The sequence below is a fragment of the Streptomyces sp. NPDC091271 genome, from assembly GCF_044757505.1.
In the GTDB taxonomy this organism is placed as follows: Bacteria; Actinomycetota; Actinomycetes; order Streptomycetales; family Streptomycetaceae; genus Streptomyces.
This window is the reverse complement of sequence record NZ_JBIVVD010000002.1, coordinates 965191-985774: the sequence shown is the minus strand read 5'-3', so window position 1 is coordinate 985774 and position 20584 is coordinate 965191. Positions and strand designations below refer to the sequence as shown.

The window sequence follows — 20584 nt, the reverse complement described above, 5'->3', positions numbered from 1 at the left end:
GGGCAACGGACAACATGACTGTGCAGGACAGTGGCAAGGTCGCGCTCATCACGGGCGCGAGCCGGGGCATCGGCTACGGCATCGCGGAGGCTCTCGTCGCCCGGGGCGACCGGGTCGTCATCACGGGCCGTGGCGAGGACGCCCTGAAGGAGGCGGTGGAGAAGCTCGGCGCCGACCGGGCGGTCGGCATCGCGGGCAAGGCGCACGACGAGGCACACCAGGCCGCAGCCGTCGAGCGTGCCATGGAGGCGTTCGGCCGGGTCGACTACCTGGTCAACAACGCCGGTACGAACCCCGTCTTCGGGCCGATGGCCGAGCTCGATCTCAACGTCGCCCGCAAGGTCTACGAGACCAATGTGATCTCGGCGCTCGGGTTCGCCCAGCAGACCTGGAAGGCGTGGCAGCGGGAGAACGGCGGGGCGATCGTCAACATCGCCTCGGTCGCCGGTGTCTCCGCGTCCCCGTTCATCGGCGCCTACGGCATGAGCAAGGCCGCGATGGTCAACCTGACCCTCCAGCTGGCGCACGAGTTCGCGCCGGTCGTGCGGGTCAACGCGATCGCCCCCGCCGTGGTGAAGACCAAGTTCGCGGAGGCGCTGTACGAGGGCCGTGAGGCCGAGGCCGCGGCGGCCTACCCGCTGGGCCGGCTCGGTGTCCCGCAGGACATCGGCGGGGCGGCGGCGTTCCTCACGTCCGAGCAGTCCGCCTGGGTCACGGGACAGACTCTCGTGGTCGACGGCGGTATTTTCCTGAATGCGGGCGTGGCCTGAGAGAGGCCTGCGCCGGTTTGGCCCTGATTGACTCAAGTGCCCCGCCGGGCCAGCGGATTGTTCCGGTGGGGCGCTGCGGTATGGTCTGCCGACCCCAAGGCTGATCGAGGAGCGTGCACGTGTTCTACCGGGCCAGTCTGCAGGCCGCTGCAGCCCTTGCTTCCCTTTCTGTGCTGGCCGGCTGCGGTCTGCTGTCCGACAGCGGTTCGGAAGCGGACCAGCGGATATCCGTCGGAACGACGAGCTCGCCCTCGACCCTTGATCCCGCGGCGGCGTGGGACGGCTCCTGGGAGCTGATGAGGAACGTCTTCCAGACCCTGGTGAGCTTCCCGACCGGCAGCACCAGCCCCGAGCCGGACGCGGCGAAGGAGTGCCGCTTCACCGACTCCACGAGCATGGCCTACCGGTGCACCCTGCGTTCGGACCTGAAATTCTCCAACGGGGAGAAGATCGACGCCGAGGCCGTGAAGTACTCCATCGACCGGATCACGAAGATCAAGGTCAAGGGCGGCCCGGCCGGCCTCCTCGGGTCCCTCGACCGGGTCGAGACCAAGGGGGACGACACGGTCATCTTCCACCTCAGCAGGGCGGACGCGACCTTCCCGTTCATCCTGGCCACACCGGCCATGTCGATCGTCGCCCCCGGTGAGTACCCCGAGGACAGCATCCGCGACGACGGCAAGGTCACGGGTTCGGGGCCGTACGTCATGGATTCGTACGAGCCGGGCAAGAAGGCCGAGCTGACCAAGAACCCCAGCTACAAGGGGTTCGCCGACCGGAAGAACGACGCTGTCACGATCCACTACTTCACCGACTCCACCCCCATGGTGAAGGCGCTGAAGAAGAAGGAGATCGACGCCACCTACCGCGGCCTCACCGCCGAGGAGGTCATCGGTCTCGAGGACAACAAGAAGGACAACGACGGCCTGCAGATCGTGGAGTCGGTCGGCGCCGACATCCGCTTCCTCGTCTTCAACCCCAAGGACCCGGCGGCGGGGAAGCTCCCCGTCCGGAGGGCCATCGCCCAGATCGTGGACCGCGACGCCCTCGTCGCCAAGGTCTACCGCGGCACCGCCGAACCGCTCTACTCCATGGTTCCGAAGGGCATCGCCGGTCACGCCACCAGCTTCTTCGACTCCTTCGGCGACCCGGATGTCGCCGAGGCCAGGGCGATACTCTCCCAGGCCGGTATCACCGAGCCGGTCGAGATGACCTTCTGGTACACCACGGACCGCTACGGTTCCTCCACCGCTCCCGAGTTCGCCGAGCTGAAGCGCCAGCTCGAGGCGTCCGGCCTGTTCCGGATCACGCTGAAGAGCGCGCCGTGGAAGTCCTTCCAGGAAGGCTTCACCAAGGGTGACTACCCGGTCTTCGGCCGTGGCTGGTTCCCCGACTTCCCGGACCCGGACAACTTCGTGGCTCCCTTCGTCGGCGAGGACAGCGTCACCGGAACCCCGTATCTGACGGACGAGATCACCCAGGACCTGCTGCCCTCCTCCCGCAAGGAGAGCGACCGCGGGGCGGTCTCCGACCAGTTCAAGCGGGCCCAGGAGATCCTCGTGAAGGATGTGCGGCTGCTGCCCCTGTGGCAGGGCAAGCTCTACGTGGCCGCGGGTGAGGACATCGGCGGCGGCGAGCGCGCGCTCGACCCGCAGACGGTCATGCAGATGTGGGAGCTGTACCGCAAGGCCAGCTGGTAGGAGGGTGACGGCGGGCTCGGCGGGCTCGGCGGGCCGGTTGTCAGTGGGCCCCGGTAGGTTCTGTGGTCAAGAACCGATTGCTTACCGGAGGTTGTGGACGTGACCGACACCGACCTGCTGCCCGAGTCCTGGCGCGGCGTCCTCGGCGAAGAGCTGCAGAAGCCCTACTTCAAGGAGCTCATGGACTTCGTCGAGGAGGAGCGGGCCAGGGGACCGGTGTATCCGCCGCGCGAACAGGTCTTCGCCGCGCTGGAGGCCACGCCGTACGACCGGGTGAAGGTGCTCGTCCTCGGTCAGGACCCCTACCACGGCGAGGGGCAGGGGCACGGCCTCTGCTTCTCGGTCCGGCCGGGCGTGAAGACGCCCCCCTCGCTGCGCAACATCTACAAGGAGATGAACGACGAGCTCGGCCTGCCGGTCCCGGACAACGGATATCTGATGCCGTGGGCCGAGCAGGGCGTCCTGCTGCTCAACGCGGTGCTGACGGTCCGCGGCGGCGAGGCCAATTCGCACAAGGCCAAGGGCTGGGAGAAGGTCACCGACGCGGTGATCCGCGCCGTGGCCGAGCGGCCGGACCCGGCCGTCTTCGTCCTCTGGGGCAACTACGCCCAGAAGAAGATCCCGCTGATCGACCAGGACCGTCATGTGGTGGTCAAGGGCGCGCATCCCTCGCCGCTCTCCGCCAAGAAGTGGTTCGGCTCCCGCCCCTTCACGCAGATCAACGAGGCCGTGGCCGCGCAGGGCCACGAGCCCGTCGACTGGCGGATCCCGGACCTGGGCCTCGGGGCGACCCGGCCGGCCGCCGGGGCCCGCGCCTGAGCGTGATTGCCCGTGGCTGCCGCTAGCGTCTGAGCCACCGGAACAGGCCGGGCGGTGATCAGGGGAGACCTCTGTAGTGGAGCAGCGGGAAGTGCCGGGGGACGCCGTCATGACCAGGATCGGCCAGGCGATCATGCTGCTCCACGCGGGGGACAGGGAGGAGGCCCGCAACCGGTTCGGGATTCTCTGGTCGGAGATCGGCGAGCGCGGTGCCGCCCTGCACCGCTGCACCCTCGCCCACTACATGGCCGACACCCAGGACGATCCCGGGGACGAGCTCGCCTGGGACCTCCGGGCGCTGACAGCCGCGGAAGGCCTGACCGGGGCGGCGGTCACGGCCCCGGGCCCGAGCGCGGCCCCGGCCCCGGACACCGACACCGGCACGGACCCGGACCCCGGCACGAACCCGGAGCCGGGCGGTGAGCGCCGGGAGGTGACCGCCGTCCGGGCCCTCGTCCCCTCCCTGCATCTCAATCTGGCGGCGGACTACCTGAAGCTCCAGCGCTTCGAATCCGCCCGGGTCCATCTGGACCGCGCCTGGGACGCCGTGGGAGTGCTGGAGGACGACGGATACGGCGGAGGGATCCGCGCCGCCATCGGGCGGATGGAGCAGCGCATGCGGGGCAACGCGGCGGGGGAGTGACGCGGGCCGGCCCACCCCCGGCGGCCCCGCTCCGGGCCGGTCAGGCGCCGGTCGTGCCATCGCTCAACCGGCGGCCCCGGTGCCGAGCATCCCCCGCAACAGTTCGGCGCAGCCCCTGCGCAGCTCCTCCTCCGTCGGCACGGCCCGGTGGTAGGAACCCACGGCGCACGCGAACATCATTCCCTCCGCCCAGGCCACGACGGACAGCGCGTGGCGCTCGGGTTCGGTGGATCCCGCCGCGGTCATGAGGGCCACCAGCGGTTCGCGGAACCGCCGGCCCGCGTCGTCGTAGAACGCTCTGAGGTCCGGGCGCCGGGTGGCCTCAAGGGCGAGTTCGTAGCGGCAGACGAGGAGCTCGGTGGAGCCGGTCAGATAGCGGTGCAGCGCGTGTGCCAGCCCGGCGGCGGCTCCGGCCGGATCACCGCTCGTGAGCAGCTCCCCCGGCGCGAGCACCCGCGCCTCCAGCTCGGCCAGGCGGCGGACGGCGGCTTCAAGCAGGGCCTGCCGGGTGCGGGCGTGGTTGGACGTCGACCCCTGGGGAAGCCCGGCCCGCTCGTCCACCGCCCGATGGGTGAGTCCCCTCATCCCGCGCTCGGCGAGAAGGGTGAGAGCGGTGTCGGCGATCAGTTCGGTGCGGGAGGGCGCGGACGGCCGGGCGGCGTCGGCGGGGGCGGCCACCGGGGGCGTGGAGCGTGTGGGCATGGAACCAATCTACCGCCACCACTACACCTGTAGTACGGTGGAGCTCACCTACTACAGATGTAGTCCCGAGGAGGAGTCAGTCATGACGACGTCCCGTGCGGTGGTCATCGGCAGCGGAATCGGCGGACTCACCGCCGCGGCGGCGCTGCACCGGAGTGGGTGGCAGGTCACCGTGCTCGAGCGTGCCGCCTCACTGGAACCCGTCGGCGCGGGCATCAGCCTCGCCCCCAACTCCCAGCGCGCCCTCGACGTCATCGGACTCGGGGACGAGGTCAGGTCCCTCGCGGCCTGGCAGGGGGACGGCGGCATGCGCACGCCGTCCGGACGCTGGCTGGCCCGCACGGACAGCGCCGCCGCGGCGGAACGGTTCGGCGGGCCGCTCGTCCTGCTGCACCGCTCGGCGCTCGTCGACCTGCTGCGCGCACGGCTCCCCGAGGACGCCGTGCGCACCGGGACACCGGCGCGACTCGTGGATCCGGGCCGCGCGGGCGGAAGCCCGGCCCTCGTCAGGACGGCCGCCGGTGACATCGAGGCCGATCTGGTGGTCGGTGCCGACGGCATCGGCTCGGCCGTGCGCACCGAGCTGTTCCCGGGCCACCCCGGCCCCTCGTACAGCGGCTTCACCACCTGGCGCGTCCTCGCCCCCGGGCTGGGCCGCACCTTCAGCTCGCACGAGACGTGGGGCCGCGCCGCGCTCTGGGGCAGCCACCCGCTGAAGGACGGCGGGATCTACGCCTACGCCGCGGCAGCCGTCCCCGCCGGAGCCCGGGCCGCCGACGACGAGAAGGCCGAACTGCTGCGCCGCTACGGCGACTGGCACGACCCGATTCCCGCGATCATCGACGCCGTCGAGCCAGGCCAGGTCCTGCGCCACGACGTGTACCAGCTGGCCGATCCGCTGCCGTCGTTCCACCGGGGGCGCACCGTCCTCGTAGGCGACTCGGCGCACGCCATGGTGCCCTTCCTCGGCCAGGGCGGTAACCAGGCCATCGAGGACGCCGTCGTGCTCGCCCACCACGTCACACCGGACGGTGACCTGGGAGCGGGCGTGGCCGCCTACAGCGCGGCCAGGCACCCCCGTACGACCGCCATGGTCCGCAAGGCGGCGCAGGTCTCCCGGATGACGGGACTGCACAGTGTGCCGGCCGTCGCCCTCCGGAACGGACTGATGTCCGCCGTCTCCCGTCTGGGTCCGGGGCTCGTCCTGCGTACGTTCGACGGGATCTGCGACTGGCAGCCCCCGCAGCGCACGTATGCTGCCGGGACCAGGGAAGGACAGACGACGCGACCGTGACAAGGCCCTGGTAAAGGCGACAGGGAGAACCTCGTGAAGGTCGGCTGCATCGGGCTCGGCGACATCGCGCAGAAGGCGTATCTGCCGGTACTGACGACCCTGCCCGGCGTCGAACTGCATCTGCAGACCCGCACCCCGGCCACGCTGGCGGCTGTCGCCGGGGCCCACCGGATCCCCGAGGAGCAGTGCCACGAGGACCTCGGCTCGCTGCTCGACCGAGGGCTGGACGCCGCCTTCGTGCACGCGCCGACCGCCGCCCACGCGGAGATCGTGGGACGGCTGCTCGAAGCGGGCGTCCCCACCTACGTCGACAAGCCCCTCTCGTACGAACTCGCGGAGTCGGAGCGGCTGGTGTCCCTCGCCGAGGAGCGCGGTGTCTCTCTCGCGGTCGGGTTCAACCGCAGGCTCGCCCCGTCGTACGCGCAGTGCGCCGAGCACCCGCGGGAGCTGATCCTCCTGCAGAAGAACCGGGTGGGCCTGCCCGAGGACCCGCGCACGATGGTGCTGGACGACTTCATCCACGTCGTCGACACCCTGCGCTTCCTGGTCCCCGGTCCCGTGTCGAACGTCGTCGTGCGGGCGCGGATCGCCGAAGGGCTCATGCACCATGTGGTGCTCCAGCTGTCCGGCGACGGATTCACGGCCATCGGCATGATGAACCGGCTCAACGGATCGACGGAGGAGATCCTGGAGGTCTCGGGGCAGGACACCAAGCGGCAGGTCCTCAACCTCGCCGACGTCGTGGACCACAAGGGGCAGCCGACCCTGCGGCGGCGCGGGGACTGGGTGCCGGTCGCCCGCCAGCGCGGAATCGAACAGAGCGTGCTGTCCTTCCTGGACGCGGTGCGGTCCGGCGAGATGCTCAGCGCCCGGGACGCCCTGGAGACCCACCGGCTGTGCGAGCGGGTGGTCCTGGACGCGTCGGAGCAGGCGACCTGAGGGACCGCACCCCCGCCGCTCCGAAGAAGACGGCCAGCACCGCCAGCGCGCCGTAAACGGGCCAGGCCCCCAGCCGGACGTAGAGGGTGGTGCCCCGGGCGAGCGGTACGTCGTAGACGGCGGCCCCGCTCGTGTCCGTATCCAGCGGTGCCCCCACCCGCTCGCCCCGAGGGCCGTACGCCGCGCTCACGCCCGTCAGTGTGGCGTGCACCATCGGCCGGCCCGTCTCCGCCGCCCGCAGCGCCCCCAGCGAGGCGTGCTGCTCCGGGGCCCAGCTCTGCTGGAACGTCGAGGTGGAGGACTGGGCGACGATCAGCTGGGCCCCGTCCTCGGTCAGCTGCCGGCTCATGTCGGGGAACGCCGACTCGAAGCACACCACGGGGCCCACCCGCAGCCCGTCCGGCAGGTCCATCACCACGGGCTCACTTCCCCGCAGCCGGTCCTCACCCGCGGCCTTGCCGACCGAGGTCGCCCAGCCGAGGAGCGCGCGGGCCGGGACGTACTCACCGAACGGCACCAGGCGCATCTTGTCGTAGCGGTCCCCTGTCGGGCCGTCCGGGCCCACCAGCACCGCGGACTTGAAGATTCCGGCGCGGGCGGGGCCGTCCGTGCGCCGGGCGTCCATGTTGACCAGCACATCGGCCCCGACCAGCCGGGACAGTGCGGCGACACGGTCCGCCGTCGCCTTGCTCCGGGACAGATCGACGGCCACGCTGCTCTCGCCCCACACCACCAGGTCCACGTCCCGGCCCGCGAGGCCCCGGGTCAGTGCCTCGCCACGCGCGAAGCGGCGTTCGATGCTGCCGGGGCCCTCGACGACACCCGGCTGCACGACGGCGATCCGGGTCGTACCGGTCTCCTCGGGACGCGGCGCCCAGAGCGTTGTCGCGCCCACTCCCAGCGCCCCCGCCACCAGACACGCGGCCCCGGCCGTACGGGCTGCCGGAACGGCCAGCAGCAGCACGACCGCCGTGTTCACGGCCACGAGCCCCAGACTCACCAGCCACACACCCCCCACCGAGGCGACACGCAGCGCCGGCGGGACGTCCCACTGGCTGGCGCCCAGCAGTCCCCAGGGGCCGCCGAGCCCCTCCCAGGAGCGGACCAGCTCGATCATCAGCCAGCCGGAGGGCACCACGGCCACCGCGGCCACCGAACGCCGGACGGACGGCGAGCCGCCGAGAAGCCGGGCCACGAGCACGCCCCAGGGCGCCCAGAGCAGTCCCAGCAGGGCGGCGAGCACCAGAATGAAGACATGGAGGCTCGGCATCAGCCAGTGGTGCGCGGCGAGCATGAAGCCCGTACCGCCGAGCCAGCCGTCGACGGCCGCTCGGCGTCCCGTGCCCGCCGAGCGGATGAGCAGCAGCCAGGGCACCAGGGCGACGTAGGCGAACCACCAGAGTGAAGGCGCGGGAAACGCCAGGGCGGGCAGGGCGCCCGCACACAGGGCCACGGCGCCGCGCCCGGTCCTGGACCGCAGCAGCCGCTCGTACGGCCGTGCACCTTCCTCACCGGCCGGCCCGTAGCGGAGCCGCCCGCGCAGCATCGGCATACATGCCCTCCTCGCCGGTCGTGCGCCTGATCTCCAGTGTGGTGCAGAAGATCAGCAGCGCACAGGGGGCGTGCCGCGGCCACCGGGCGGGCGCCCCACGCCGGCCGCGGATCAACCGGCCGCGTACCGCCACTTCCGGTGCGCCGTGACGGTCAAAATCCGCCAGCCCGGTTCCGTACGCACCAGCTCGAAGACGTACCCGCCGCCGGTGACCAGGGCCGGAGCCGTCTCCCCGTCCCAGGCCACCGGACCCGTCGGGCTGAGGTAGTCGGCCCGCACCTGCGCCCGGTCACCGGGGTAGCCGCCCAGGTCCTGGAGATCGAGGCGCCTGTTGACGATCAGGTGCTGGCGGGCGGGGTGAGGCCGAAGGCTCTCCGCCAGCCACCCCGCGGCCTCGGCGGCCGGCCCTTCGGCACCTCCCGCACCGCGGTAGTCGGCGTGTCCGTCCGGCGTGAACAGGGCGCCGTAGTCCTCCCAGGCCCCGTCGCCCCACGCCACGGCGTAGTCGGTGATCACTGCATCGATGGAGAGCCGGTCCATCACCGTCGCGAGAGCCACGCGCTGTGTCATCGCCCAAGTCTCGGCCGTCGCACGCCGCACGCCAAGGGGCCGGGCAGGGCCTCTCGGCTCCGGCCGGGGGCAGATGTCACGTGGGGACGACGGCCACCGGGCCGAGGGCGTGCGTCACCGTCGTCTGCGCGACGGGGGAGAGGCCCAGCCCGAGGGCCTCGCCGCCCCTGCGCCGCCCGACCACGGTCAGCGCGGCGGTGGCCGATGCCGTGACCAAGGTGCGGGACGCCGAACCCCGGACAGGTTCGCGCACGACCTCCACCCGCGGGTACGTCTCGCGCCGGCCCACGGTGAGTTCGGCGAGCATCCGCTCGGCCGAGTCCGCCGCCGCTTCGCTGTCGAACACAGGGCCGCCGGACAGCATCGAGGAGAACATCGTCCACCCGTGCACCAGCCGCAGCCGTGCACCCGGCCTGGCGGAGGCGGCCGCGTAGGCGAAATCGAGGACCGCACCGCTGCTGTCGTCGGCGGCGACCCCCGCGACCACGTCCGGGAAGGCGTCCGACGGCTCCACCTCGCCCTCGTCCGTCCTGCCGGTGTGGGCGACGACGACCGGACAGTGCGCCATCGAGGCGGTGGCCAGGCTGTTGGATCCGATCATCAGCGAGCGGAATCCGCCGAGACCACGCGAACCGACGACCACCAGCGAGGCGTCACGGCTCAGCGAGGTCAGCGCCGCCGAAGGAAAGTCCAGCGGCGCCAGCGTCGAGGTGCGCAGCTCGGGGGCGAGCCGGGAGGCCCGCAGCGCGGCCTGCGCCAGCAGTTCCTCGGCCTCGCGTAGAGCTCTCTCCTCCTCCGCATGCCTGGTGGGCGGTCTGACATGCACGATCAGCAGCGGCAGACCGGTGCGCACCGCCTCGGCGGCGGCCCAGTCGAGCGCCTCCCAGCTGTGGGCGGAACCGTCCACGGCGGCGATCACGGGCAGTTCGTCGGCGGTCATGCAAGCCTCCACGGGGCCGGAGAGCTTCCGGGCCGGGGCGGGACGGCCCTGAACCGTGATTATGACCCGGTTGCGCGCCCGTGGCCCGGCGGACCTCACCGGCGTAGGCGGACTACTGTGCAGCGGACGTAACCACGCTTGATCGTCCGGTGTGACACCCGGGAAACGGACGTTTCGTACGGTCGCGACATCAGCGTTCCCCATGAAAGGCCGTCCATGACCGTGCCGAATCCGCAGCCGGACACTCCCGCCCAGGTGCGGACGGTCTGCTCGTACTGCGGTGTCGGGTGCGGGATGGTCCTGGACATCGGCATGGGCCCCGACGGCCGGCGTACCGTCCTCAAGGCCACGGGAGACAAGGCGCACCCCACGAACGGCGGCCGGCTCTGCACGAAGGGGGCGACGAGCGCGGAGATGCTGGCCGCACCCGGCCGGCTGACGACGGCGCTGGTCCGCGCCGACCGCAGCGAGGAGCCCGCGCCGCTGCCCATGGACGCAGCCGTCAAGGAGACCGCGCGGCGGCTGCGCGCGGTCGTCGACGAGCACGGTCCCGACGCGCTCGCCCTCTACGTCTCCGGGCAGATGACGCTGGAGGCGCAGTACCTCGCCAACAAGCTGGCCAAGGGGTTCGTCCGCACGAGCTGGATCGAGTCCAACTCCCGGCTCTGCATGGCCAGTGCGGGCAGCGGCTACAAGCTCTCGCTGGGCGCCGACGGCCCGCCCGGGTCGTACGAGGACTTCGACCACGCCGACACGTTCCTCGTCATCGGCTCCAACATGGCCGACTGCCACCCCATTCTCTTCCTCCGCCTCATGGAGCGGGTGAAGGCCGGCGCGAAACTCATCGTCGTCGACCCCCGGCGCAACGCCACCGCCGCCAAGGCCGACCTGTTCCTGCAGATACGCCCGGGCACGGACCTCGCCCTGCTCAACGGCGTCATGCACCTCCTCGTGGAGAACGGCCACACCGACCCGGAGTTCATCGCCGAGCACACCGAGGGCTGGGAGGCGATGCCCGGCTTCCTCCGGGACTACGCGCCCGCCGCGGTCGCGGAGATCACCGGCATCCCCGAGGCGGACATCCGGCTGGCCGCCCGCTGGATCGGCGAGGCGGGTGAGTGGATGAGCTGCTGGACCATGGGCCTCAACCAGAGCACCCACGGCACCTGGAACACCAACGCCCTGATCAATCTCCATCTGGCCACCGGAGCCGTCTGCCGCCCCGGCAGCGGCCCCTTCTCGCTCACCGGCCAGCCCAACGCCATGGGCGGCCGCGAGATGGGCTACATGGGCCCGGGCCTGCCAGGTCAGCGTGGCCTGCAGTCCGACGAGGACCGCGCCTTCACCGAGGAGCTGTGGGGCGTCGCCCCCGGGACCCTGCGTACGGACGCGGCGGGCGCCGGGACCGTCGACATGTTCCGGCACATGTCGGACGGTGCGATCAAGGCCTGCTGGATCATCTGCACCAACCCGGTGGCATCCGTGGCCAACCGCCGAACGGTCATCGAAGGCCTCGAGTCGGCGGATTTCGTGGTCACCCAGGACGTGTTCGCCGACACCGAGACCAACGCCTACGCCGATGTCGCCCTGCCCGCCGCGCTGTGGGGCGAAGCCGAGGGCGTCATGATCAACTCGGAACGGAACCTCACGCTCGCCGGACAGGCCGCCGATCCGCCGGGGGAGGCCTGGCCGGACTGGCGGATCATCGCGCGGATCGCCTGCGAGATGGGTTACGAGGAGGCCTTCGGCTACAGCAGCGCCGAGGAGGTCTTCGAGGAGATCAAGCGGGCCCACAACCCGAAGACCGGCTACGACCTGCGCGGAGTCACCTACGAGCGGCTGCGCCGCACCCCCGTCCAGTGGCCCAGCGCCACCCCGGACGGCCCCGCGCGCAACCCGGTCCGCTACCTCAACGACGGGGTCAGCCGGAACCGGGCCGTACGCGCCGACGGGAGCGTGCCACGGCTCCTCTTCCCCACCCCGAGCGGGCGGGCGGTGTTCTTCGCCCGCCCGCACATGCCGCCGGCCGAGATGCCCGACGACGACTTCCCCTTCACGCTCAACACCGGCCGCCTGCAGCACCAGTGGCACACCCTCACGAAGACCGGGAAGGTCGCCAAGCTCAACAGGCTGAACCCCGGCCCCTTCGTGGAGATCCACCCGCGGGACGCCGCGGCCCTCTCGATCACGGAGGGCGACTCGGTCGAGGTCGCCTCACGGCGCGGCCGGGCCGTGCTGCCGGCCGTCGTCACCGACCGGGTGCGGCCCGGGGACTGCTTCGCGCCGTTCCACTGGAACGATCTCTTCGGCGAGTACCTCAGCGTCAACGCCGTCACCAACGACGCCGTCGACCCGGTCTCCTTCCAGCCCGAGTTCAAGGTCTGCGCGGTGACGCTGGTGAAGGTCGCCGCCGTCGTGCCGGCCGCCGCGCCGGCCCCCGCCGTCCCTGTCCCGGCTGCCGTGGAAGGACCCGAAGCCGCGCTCGCCGGGGTGTTCGGGATCGCGGACACTGCCCCGCCCGTACTGGCCGAGCACGAGCGGCGCTATCTGTCCGGATTCCTCGCGGGGCTCGGCACACAGCCGGCGGGCACCCCCGTACTGCCGGTGCACGCGCCGTTCGAGCCCGACCACGCCCTGTGGGTCAACGGGGTGCTGGCCGGCATGTTCTCGCGTGTGCCCGGCGAGGCCTCCGGCGCCCCGGAGCCCCTCGGTGCGGCCCCGGAGCCCGGCGCCGCACCGGGCCGGCAGGTGGTGGTCCTGTGGGCCTCGCAGACCGGAAACGCCGAGGAGGTCGCCGCGGCCGCGGCCCGGCGGCTGACCGCCGAAGGACGGACGGCGACCCTCCTCGGGATGGATGACAGCCCCCTGGACAGCCTGCCGTGCACAGCCGATCTGCTGGTCGTCACCAGCACGTTCGGCGACGGGGACGCGCCGGACAACGGCTCCGGATTCTGGGAGTCGCTCAACGCGCCCGACACGCCCCGGCTGGACGGGGTCCGCTACGCCGTACTCGCCCTCGGGGACTCCTCGTACGACGACTTCTGCGGGCACGGCAGGAGGCTCGACGAGCGGTTCGGTGAGCTGGGCGCCGTGCGGCTCGTCCCCCGTACGGACTGCGAACCGGACTACGAGGAGCCGGCCGGGCGGTGGCTCGACAAGGTGTTCGCCGCCCTGGGCGCCCCGTCCGACCACGCCGACCCCACCCCTCCCGCCGCCCCTCCGGCGCCGACCCGTTCCACCAGGACGGCGACCGGGCGGCTCGTGGGCAACCAGCTGCTCAGCCTCCCCGGCGCCACCAAGGAAGTGCGCCGGTTCACCTTCGACACGCAGGACAGCCCCGTACCGCTCACGTACGAGGCGGGCGACGCACTCGGCGTGGAGGCGCTGAACTGCCCGGAACTGGTGGCGGAATGGCTTGCAGTCACCGGCCTGGACCCCACGGAAACCGTCGACGTGTCAGGCGTCGGGCCCGTACCCCTGGGCGAGGCTCTCCACCGTCACCTGGACATCGCCCGGATCACCCCCGGACTGCTGCGCCTGGTCGCCGAACGCACCCACGACCGCACCCTCAAGAAGCTCCTGCGCCCCGACAACAAGGGCGAACTCGCTCAGTGGACCTGGGGCCGGCAGGCCGTCGACGTCATCGCCGAGCACTCCGCCCGCGCCTCCGCGGCCGAGTGGACCGGGGCCCTCACGCGTCTCCGGCCGAGGCTCTACTCCATATCCTCCAGCCCGCTCACCGACCCCGGCCTCGTGAGCCTCACCGTCTCCGTCGTCCGCTACGAGAACCGGCACGGCGCCGTCCGCAAGGGCGTGGCCTCCACCTTCCTCGCCGACGCGGAACCGGGCACCCCCGTCCCCGTGTTCGTCCAGCGCGCCCCGCACTTCCGTCCGCCGGCCGACCCGGCCACCCCCATGGTGATGGTCGGCCCCGGCACCGGGGTAGCCCCGTTCGTAGGGTTCCTCGACGAACGGCGCGCCCTCGGCCACCGCGCCGCGAACTGGCTGTTCTTCGGAGAGCAGCGCAAGGCGACAGACTTCTACTACCGCGACGAGCTCGACTCCCTGCGCCTCGACTCGACCCTGACCCGGCTGGACACCGCCTTCTCCCGCGACCAGCGGGCCAAGATCTACGTACAGGACCGGATGCGGGAGCACGGCGCCCAGCTGTGGTCCTGGCTCCAGGACGGCGCCCACTTCTACGTCTGCGGCGACGCCTCCCGGATGGCGAAGGACGTGGACCGGGCGCTGCGGGACATCGCCGTGGCCCACGGTGGACTCCAGGAGGACACCGCCGCCGCGTACGTCAAGCAGTTGGCCGCCGACAAACGGTATGTGCGCGACGTGTACTGAGGTCAGTTCCCCGACACGGCGGCGCTGAAGGCCGGCAGATACGCGGACTCGTGGCCCTCGGCCGTCGGGTGGACGTTCGAGCTGCTGATCCAGGCGTCGCTCGTGCAGATCTCGTGCCCGGTGAACGCCGGCCGGCCGTCCGCGAACGCGAACCCGGCTGCCGCCGCACGGCCCGCGATCGTCTCGTTGAGCAGATCCGAACCCTGGTTGACAGCCGTGCGCTTGGCGGAGCTGAGCCCGCCGAGGCAGAGGCCGCCCTCCTTGTAGAGGTGCGGGTATCCGATGACGACGACCTGGGCGTGGGGCGCCCGGGCGCGGACGGTCGCGTAGAGGCTGTCCAGCTCGCCCGGCAGCTCGTTCACGACGTACTCCCCGGCAGTCTCCAGGGCACGCTCGCAGGCCGACTGGGTGGAGTACTGACAGCTGAGCATGGTCGAGGCGAAGCCGGAGTCGTTGCCCCCGATGCTCAGGCTGACCAGGGTGGTGTCCTCGTCCAGCTCGTCCACCTGGTCGCTGAGCACGTCGGGGATCTTCGCACCGCCGCAGGCGACGAACGAGAACGAGGCCGGGTCGTTGGCATCGGCCCAGAGAGCGGGGTAGGCGTTGCGGCTCCGGGTGCACGCGATGTCGGAGTAGCTGCCGGCGCCGGTACCGGAGGCGTACGAGTCGCCGAGGGCCACGTAGTTCACCTCGGCGGCCTCCGGGGCGGCTGTCGCGGTGGACATGGTGACCGAGGCGATCGCGAGGGCCAGCAGTGCGGCACCGGCGGTACGGGGGAGAGGCATGGGGTTCTCCGTGGTGTGGGAGGGGATACGGCCGGTGCACGGCTGCCGCGTGACACCGACGGCCGTGACCACGCCCAACTTCCCGCCCCGGCGGGCTCACGTCATCGGCGAAATGACCCGTCCCCCTGCGCGCTGCCACGGGGCTGCCCTCGGCATCGCGGCCTGCTCGGCCTCCGGTCACGCACGGCGGCCTTGCCACAATGAGGTTGTGGCAGGAGCGACCGGGGGAGCAGAAGCATGGCTACGGATGCAGGCAGGGACACGGGTGTGGACGGTGCGGCGGAAGCCGAGTCCCCGCTGATTCGCGCGGTCCGGGCCGGCGACACCACGGCGCGGATCCCCGGCCCAGCGCACCGGGGAGCCTGCTGCCGCTGTGCGAGGCGGTCGACTCGGGGGCGCCCGCTCTCGTCCGTGCCCTCCTGGACGACCGGATCCTGGCACGCTACGCCGAGTCGGAGCTGCTGGACGCGCGGGACCTCGCCCGCGACTGGTGCGAGACGGGTGTCGAGGCCGGGCTGCGGCGGCGCACGGGTTCCGAGGACGTCGTCACCCGGACCCGGGTCCAGGACGACGAGTACAACAGAGTCGACGAGTTCACACTCGACGGTATGACCGTGCGGGACGGGCACGGGGCGGTCCTCACACGACTGGAGGAACTGCTCGGTGCCCGTACCTCGTTCGAGGAGCTCATGGCCCGGGCGACGGTCCACGCCGATCAGGGTCACGCGCCATGGGCCGCTGCCACCATGCTTCTGGCTCACCGGCGCGACCGGGCGACCTGGACGGCCGCCGCGGCACTGCGCACGCACACGGAGTCGCTGCACCGCTTGTTCGGCGCCGAGGTACCGCGGCTGACCCATCTCTTCGACGGCAGCGACGAGGACGCGTTCGCCTGCCCCGCCCTGGACACGTTCACCGGATGGTCGGCCGAGGAGACGGACCCCGCCGTGCTCGCCGAGGTGCTGGTCGCCCTCGGAGAGCACTCCGGTCCGCGAGCGGAAGCGGCCCTCCTGCCCCACGCGGGCCACCATGAGACCCGTGTCCGGCGCGCGGTGGCGCGCGGACTCGGTGCCTGGCCCTCGCCACCCGCCTTCTCCGGCGCGGTTCGCACGGCGCTGCGAGAGCTGATGCGCGACCCGGAAGCAGGGGTGCGGCAGGACGCCTGCCTCACGTTCACCGACGGCAAGGACCACGACCCCGCCCTCATCGAGGCCATGGCTGCTCTGATGGACGACGAGGACCGCGGGACGACGGCTGAATCCCCCTCCACTCACCGACGCCGGTCGGGCGCCCGGAAGCGTATGGAGCGCAGCTCTGGAGTCTGCCGCACCGAAGCCTCCCGTCAGCCTGCGGACTCGCCCGCATGCGGGCTCAGCGCACCCGCTCCGACCAGGATGAACAGCACGATGCCCAGGATCACGCGGTAGATGACGAACGGCATGAAGCTCTTCGTCGTGATGAACTTCATGAACCAGGCGATTACGACATAACCGACCACGAACGCGATGATCGTCGCGAAGATCGTCGGCCCCCAGGAGACGTGCCCCTCGCCCGCGTCCTTCAGCTCGAACGCGCCCGAGGCCAGCACCGCCGGAATCGCCAGCAGGAAGGAGTAGCGAGCAGCCGCCTCACGGGTGTACCCCATGAGCAGGCCGCCGCTGATCGTCGCGCCCGAGCGGGAGACACCCGGGATCAGGGCCATCGCCTGGCAGACGCCGAAGATCAGACCGTCCCTGACACCCAGTTCCTTCAGGGACTTGCGCTCCTTGATGGCCCGGTGCTTGCCGCCGGTCTCGTCGCGGGCCGCGAGCCGGTCCGCGATGCCGAGGACGACGCCCATGACGATCAGCGTCGTCGCGATCAGGCGCAGATCACGGAACGGGCCCTCGATCTGGTCCTTGAAGGTCACCCCGAGCACACCGATGGGAATCGATCCGATGATGACCAGCCAGCCCATCTGGGCGTCGTGGTCGCCGCGCATCGAGGAATTGGTCAGAGACCGGAACCAGGCCGAGATGATCCGGGCGATGTCCTTGCGGAAGTAGATGAGGACCGCGGCCTCCGTGCCGATCTGCGTGATCGCGGTGAACGCGGCTCCCGGGTCGTGCCAGCCCGCGAACGCCGCGGTCAGCCGCAGATGCGCGCTGGAGGAGATCGGCAGGAACTCGGTCAGTCCCTGAACGAGGCCCAGGACGAATGATTCGAACCAGCTCATGGGGCTTAGGCCATCCCGGAGGTACTCATGCAACGGCCGACGGACCCGAGGGCCGTCGGCGGTGTGCGGATGCGGTCAGAAAAAGGGGACGGGACGCCACGGCCCCGGACATCCTCTGTCGGTTCCGCGCAGCGTATCGCCTGCAGGTGAACAGACTCCCGCCTGCCCCTGGCTACGCCGCGTCGCCCGCCCCGGCCGAGGACGCACCCTCCGTGCCGCCCAGCTTGTGCCGCCTGCGCCAGGCCACGAGCGCCGCACCCGCCCCGGACAGCACGATGAAGCCCATCGCGGCCAGGAACACCGGCGACGTGGGGGAGGAGGCCGAGCTGCCCGCGATGACGTACGCGGCCGTGTTCGGGATCGAGCCGAGCCCGGTGGCCAGCAGGAAGGGCGGGTAGCCCATGCGGGAGGTCGCCGCGCAGTAGTTGGCCGCGGCGAACGGCACCCCGGGGAAGAGCCGCAGCGCCAGCATCGACCTGAAGCCGTGACGGCTCAGCAGACCGTCCGCGGCCTTGAGGTATTTGCCGCGCAACAGGGTCCGGAGAGCGTCCTGCCCCAGCACCCTGCCGAGCAGGAAGGAGACACCGGCACCGAGGACGGTTCCGGCCAGAGCCGCCGCGAGACCGGCCTGGGCACCGAAGAGCGCACCGGCGGCCAGGTTGAGCAGCGGACGCGGCACGAAGGCCACGGTGCACACGCCGTACGCGAGCCCGAACAGCATCGCCGCGGCGGAACCGGTGAGTTGAGGTGGCCAGCCGGAGGCCAGCAGCCGCTGTGGTTCGAACAGCAGCATGGTGGTCGCGGCGGCCAGCAGGACCGCCACGAGCAGGGAGAACCGGGACCAGGGGGACAGTAGCGCCCTCGTACAGCGCACTGCGAGGCCACCGGAGGGCCGTGTTGCGGGGACGGGGTCGAACATCTGGGGAGCCTAACCGAAACAGGTGTGTGATCGCCGTAATGTCCGTGCGAGGGCGACGAGTCACTCGTCACGCATCCCGGTCCCTCCGGGCGGTGACCTAGGGCCCGGCCGGCCCGGAACAAGGCGCGGTCGCCCCTGTTCCGCGCCGGCCCGAGGAGCACTCGGAGCACGGAACGCCCGCCCTCGGCGGTGCGGCAGGACGCAGTCAGTCGCCGCGTGGACCCCGGAAGTCCACCGAGGTGACGAGGACGTAGTCGAAGTAGATCGGGTCCCCCTCCTCGTCCATCGGGTATTCGAAGCTGCTCTCGTTGGACAGGATCACCTTGAGGCGGGGAAGTGTGTCCACACCGTCGTCGTTCTGTTCGACGGTGTGGCCCCGTTCCCCGAGGCGCTCCAGCAGCTCGTCGGCGGGAGTGCGGAAGACGTCGAGCCCGTCGAGGACGACCGCGACATCGGCGTCCTCGATCTGGAACCGATACATATGGATGTCGGTCAGCGCGCCCTTGGTGAAGCCGAGATTGAACACCGTCCGGGACTCCCCGTGCTCGCAGAGCACCTGTCCGGGCGCGTCGCCGTGGTCCGGGTCGGACGGTGCGAAGCCCAGTTCGCGTGCGGCCCCGCCCGCCTCGTCGGCCGACATGCCGAGCCTGAGTGTGGCAACCCCGACCTCCGGCAGCAGTTCCAGAATCATCGCCATTCCTTCCGGCCGGCCGATACGGCCGCCTGCTCCATGTAACCCACGACGCAACAGACCCGTACCCGTTCGCGCTGCGATCTTCCGGTGATCGATCTTGCGTGTGACGCGCCGTCGGATCGACCGGTTCCCTCCACAGTGCCGTGCGGCAGGCGGGTTCGGGCGGCGCGAAAATCATTCGACGTCGTGCCGCCGCTCCGCCATGATCAGGGCATGTTCCGGTACGCCTTCCTCGCAGCGCAGTCCGCAGTCGCGGACGCGCCGAAGGCTGCCGTGAGCCTCGCGGCCGCATGCAACGCAGCGGTCGCAGCAGCAACTGACGCAGCGTTCGCCGCTGCCGCAGCGCCCTTCGGCGGCGCCCGAAGCTGACCCTCCCCCGACAGTCCGGCGGACCCCGCAAGGGGAGGGTCGGCGGGGCCCTGGGGTCTTCTCCTCTCAGCTTCGAAATCCAAGGAACGAGCCATGCCCAAGACGGCATACGTGCGCACCAAGCCGCACCTCAACATCGGCACCATGGGCCACGTCGACCACGGCAAGACCACCCTGACCGCCGCCATCACCAAGGTGCTCAGCGACCGCGGCACCGGCACCTTCGTGCCGTTCGACCGGATCGACCGGGCCCCGGAGGAGGCCCAGCGCGGCATCACCATCAACATCGCGCACGTCGAGTACGAGACGGACACCCGGCACTACGCGCACGTCGACATGCCCGGACACGCCGACTACATCAAGAACATGGTCACCGGAGCGGCGCAGCTCGACGGGGCGATCCTGGTCGTCTCGGCGCTCGACGGCATCATGCCGCAGACCGCGGAGCACGTTCTGCTGGCCCGTCAGGTCGGCGTCGACCACATCGTCGTCGCCCTCAACAAGGCCGACGCCGGTGACCCGGAGCTCACCGACCTGGTCGAGCTGGAGGTCCGTGAGCTGCTCTCCGCGCACGGTTACGGCGGGGACACCGTGCCCGTCGTACGGGTGTCGGGGCTCGGCGCGCTCCAGGGGGACCCACGCTGGACGGCGTCCATCGAGGGGTTGCTGGACGCGGTCGACACGTACGTACCGATGCCGGTGCGCTACACCGACGCGCCGTTCCTCCTGTCGGTGGAGAACGTGCTCACCATCACCGGCCGCGGCACCGTCGTCACCGGAGCCGTGGAGCGCGGGACGGTGCGCGTCGGGGACCGGGTGTCGGTGCTCGGCGCGGACGTCGAGACGGTCGTCACCGGCCTGGAGACCTTCGGGAAGCCGATGGAGTCCGCCGAGGCCGGCGACAACGTCGCCCTGCTGCTGCGTGGCGTCGAGCGCGACCGTGTCCGCCGCGGCCACGTGGTCGCGGCGCCCGGCAGTGTGACGCCGAGCAGGCGTTTCACCGCGCAGGTGTACGTCCTCTCGGCTCGGGAAGGGGGCCGGACCACTCCGGTAGCCACGGGATACCGGCCGCAGTTCTATATCCGTACGGCGGACGTCGTCGGTGACGTCGACCTCGGCGAGGCGGCGGTGGCACGGCCCGGCGACACGGTCACCATGACCGTCGAGCTCGGCCGTGACGTCCCGCTGGAGTCCGGCCTCGGCTTCGCGATCCGCGAGGGCGGCCGCACGGTCGGCGCCGGCACGGTCACCGGTCTGCTCTGAGGCCCGGGCGCGCCCGCCTCCCCACCCCGGGGAGGCGGGCCGCGCGCCGTGCATCAG

At 71.4% G+C, this 20584-nt stretch carries 17 protein-coding genes; 9 read left to right on the top strand and 8 right to left on the bottom strand.

The window, feature by feature from the left end; genetic code table 11:
- Positions 1 to 14 precede the first annotated feature (14 nt).
- The 4 genes from ACIQM3_RS11565 to ACIQM3_RS11550 all read left to right on the top strand — a co-directional run bounded on the left by ACIQM3_RS11565 (position 15) and on the right by ACIQM3_RS11550 (position 3932).
- On the top strand, positions 15 to 770 hold the full coding sequence (locus tag ACIQM3_RS11565; RefSeq protein WP_104790556.1) for an SDR family oxidoreductase: 756 nt from the start codon (positions 15 to 17) through the stop codon (positions 768 to 770).
- A 119-nt stretch (positions 771 to 889) separates the two neighbouring features.
- Complete coding sequence (locus tag ACIQM3_RS11560) at positions 890 to 2470, top strand: ABC transporter substrate-binding protein (protein WP_401622200.1); 1581 nt, start codon at positions 890 to 892, stop codon at positions 2468 to 2470.
- A 99-nt stretch (positions 2471 to 2569) separates the two neighbouring features.
- Positions 2570 to 3289: a uracil-DNA glycosylase gene (locus ACIQM3_RS11555; protein WP_401622197.1), complete on the top strand. Its 720-nt coding sequence runs from the start codon at positions 2570 to 2572 to the stop codon at positions 3287 to 3289.
- Between the two features lie 76 nt (positions 3290 to 3365).
- Positions 3366 to 3932 (top strand): hypothetical protein, encoded by a 567-nt coding sequence (locus ACIQM3_RS11550; protein WP_401622194.1) that lies wholly within the window; start codon positions 3366 to 3368, stop codon positions 3930 to 3932.
- Between the two features lie 63 nt (positions 3933 to 3995).
- Here ACIQM3_RS11550 and ACIQM3_RS11545 read toward each other — a convergent pair whose 3' ends face one another.
- The gene (locus ACIQM3_RS11545) at positions 3996 to 4634 is read right to left on the bottom strand and encodes a TetR/AcrR family transcriptional regulator (protein ID WP_401622191.1); all 639 of its coding nucleotides are present in this window, start codon (positions 4632 to 4634) and stop codon (positions 3996 to 3998) included.
- Between the two features lie 82 nt (positions 4635 to 4716).
- Between ACIQM3_RS11545 and ACIQM3_RS11540 the strand changes: the two genes are divergently transcribed.
- Both ACIQM3_RS11540 and ACIQM3_RS11535 read left to right on the top strand, forming a co-directional pair.
- On the top strand, positions 4717 to 5928 hold the full coding sequence (locus ACIQM3_RS11540; RefSeq protein ID WP_401622188.1) for an FAD-dependent monooxygenase: 1212 nt from the start codon (positions 4717 to 4719) through the stop codon (positions 5926 to 5928).
- Between the two features lie 33 nt (positions 5929 to 5961).
- Positions 5962 to 6867: a Gfo/Idh/MocA family protein gene (locus ACIQM3_RS11535; protein WP_401622186.1), complete on the top strand. Its 906-nt coding sequence runs from the start codon at positions 5962 to 5964 to the stop codon at positions 6865 to 6867.
- Here ACIQM3_RS11535 and lnt read toward each other — a convergent pair.
- From lnt to ACIQM3_RS11520, 3 genes are all read right to left on the bottom strand, one after another.
- Positions 6791 to 8419, bottom strand: a complete 1629-nt coding sequence (gene lnt / locus ACIQM3_RS11530; RefSeq protein WP_401622184.1) for an apolipoprotein N-acyltransferase — start codon at positions 8417 to 8419, stop codon at positions 6791 to 6793. The two genes, ACIQM3_RS11535 and lnt, sit on opposite strands and share 77 nt — an antisense overlap.
- A 111-nt stretch (positions 8420 to 8530) precedes the next feature.
- Complete coding sequence (locus tag ACIQM3_RS11525; RefSeq protein ID WP_401622181.1) at positions 8531 to 8989, bottom strand: nuclear transport factor 2 family protein; 459 nt, start codon at positions 8987 to 8989, stop codon at positions 8531 to 8533.
- Positions 8990 to 9065: 76 nt separating this feature from the next.
- Positions 9066 to 9929, bottom strand: a complete 864-nt coding sequence (locus tag ACIQM3_RS11520) for a universal stress protein (RefSeq protein WP_401622178.1) — start codon at positions 9927 to 9929, stop codon at positions 9066 to 9068.
- Positions 9930 to 10145: 216 nt separating this feature from the next.
- On the opposite strand from ACIQM3_RS11520, the gene ACIQM3_RS11515 reads away from it, so the two are divergent.
- Complete coding sequence (locus ACIQM3_RS11515) at positions 10146 to 14282, top strand: molybdopterin-dependent oxidoreductase (protein WP_401622176.1); 4137 nt, start codon at positions 10146 to 10148, stop codon at positions 14280 to 14282.
- A 2-nt stretch (positions 14283 to 14284) separates the two neighbouring features.
- Here the strand turns inward: ACIQM3_RS11515 and ACIQM3_RS11510 are convergent, their stop codons facing one another.
- Positions 14285 to 15067: an SGNH/GDSL hydrolase family protein gene (locus ACIQM3_RS11510; RefSeq protein WP_401622173.1), complete on the bottom strand. Its 783-nt coding sequence runs from the start codon at positions 15065 to 15067 to the stop codon at positions 14285 to 14287.
- Positions 15068 to 15267: 200 nt separating this feature from the next.
- Between ACIQM3_RS11510 and ACIQM3_RS11505 the strand changes: the two genes are divergently transcribed.
- Positions 15268 to 16494 (top strand): HEAT repeat domain-containing protein, encoded by a 1227-nt coding sequence (locus ACIQM3_RS11505; RefSeq protein WP_401622170.1) that lies wholly within the window; start codon positions 15268 to 15270, stop codon positions 16492 to 16494.
- Here the strand turns inward: ACIQM3_RS11505 and ACIQM3_RS11500 are convergent.
- The 3 genes from ACIQM3_RS11500 to ACIQM3_RS11490 all read right to left on the bottom strand — a co-directional run bounded on the left by ACIQM3_RS11500 (position 16410) and on the right by ACIQM3_RS11490 (position 18892).
- Entirely contained in the window at positions 16410 to 17282 is an 873-nt protein-coding gene (locus tag ACIQM3_RS11500; RefSeq protein ID WP_401622168.1) for an undecaprenyl-diphosphate phosphatase, read from the bottom strand. The genes ACIQM3_RS11505 and ACIQM3_RS11500 overlap by 85 nt on opposite strands.
- A 172-nt stretch (positions 17283 to 17454) precedes the next feature.
- On the bottom strand, positions 17455 to 18201 hold the full coding sequence (locus ACIQM3_RS11495) for a TVP38/TMEM64 family protein (protein WP_401622166.1): 747 nt from the start codon (positions 18199 to 18201) through the stop codon (positions 17455 to 17457).
- A 205-nt stretch (positions 18202 to 18406) separates the two neighbouring features.
- Positions 18407 to 18892, bottom strand: coding sequence for a hypothetical protein (locus ACIQM3_RS11490; protein WP_401622163.1), 486 nt, complete (start codon positions 18890 to 18892; stop codon positions 18407 to 18409).
- 465 nt (positions 18893 to 19357) lie between these two features.
- Between ACIQM3_RS11490 and tuf the strand changes: the two genes are divergently transcribed.
- Positions 19358 to 20527, top strand: a complete 1170-nt coding sequence (gene tuf / locus ACIQM3_RS11485; protein WP_399234490.1) for an elongation factor Tu — start codon at positions 19358 to 19360, stop codon at positions 20525 to 20527.
- Positions 20528 to 20584 lie beyond the last annotated feature (57 nt).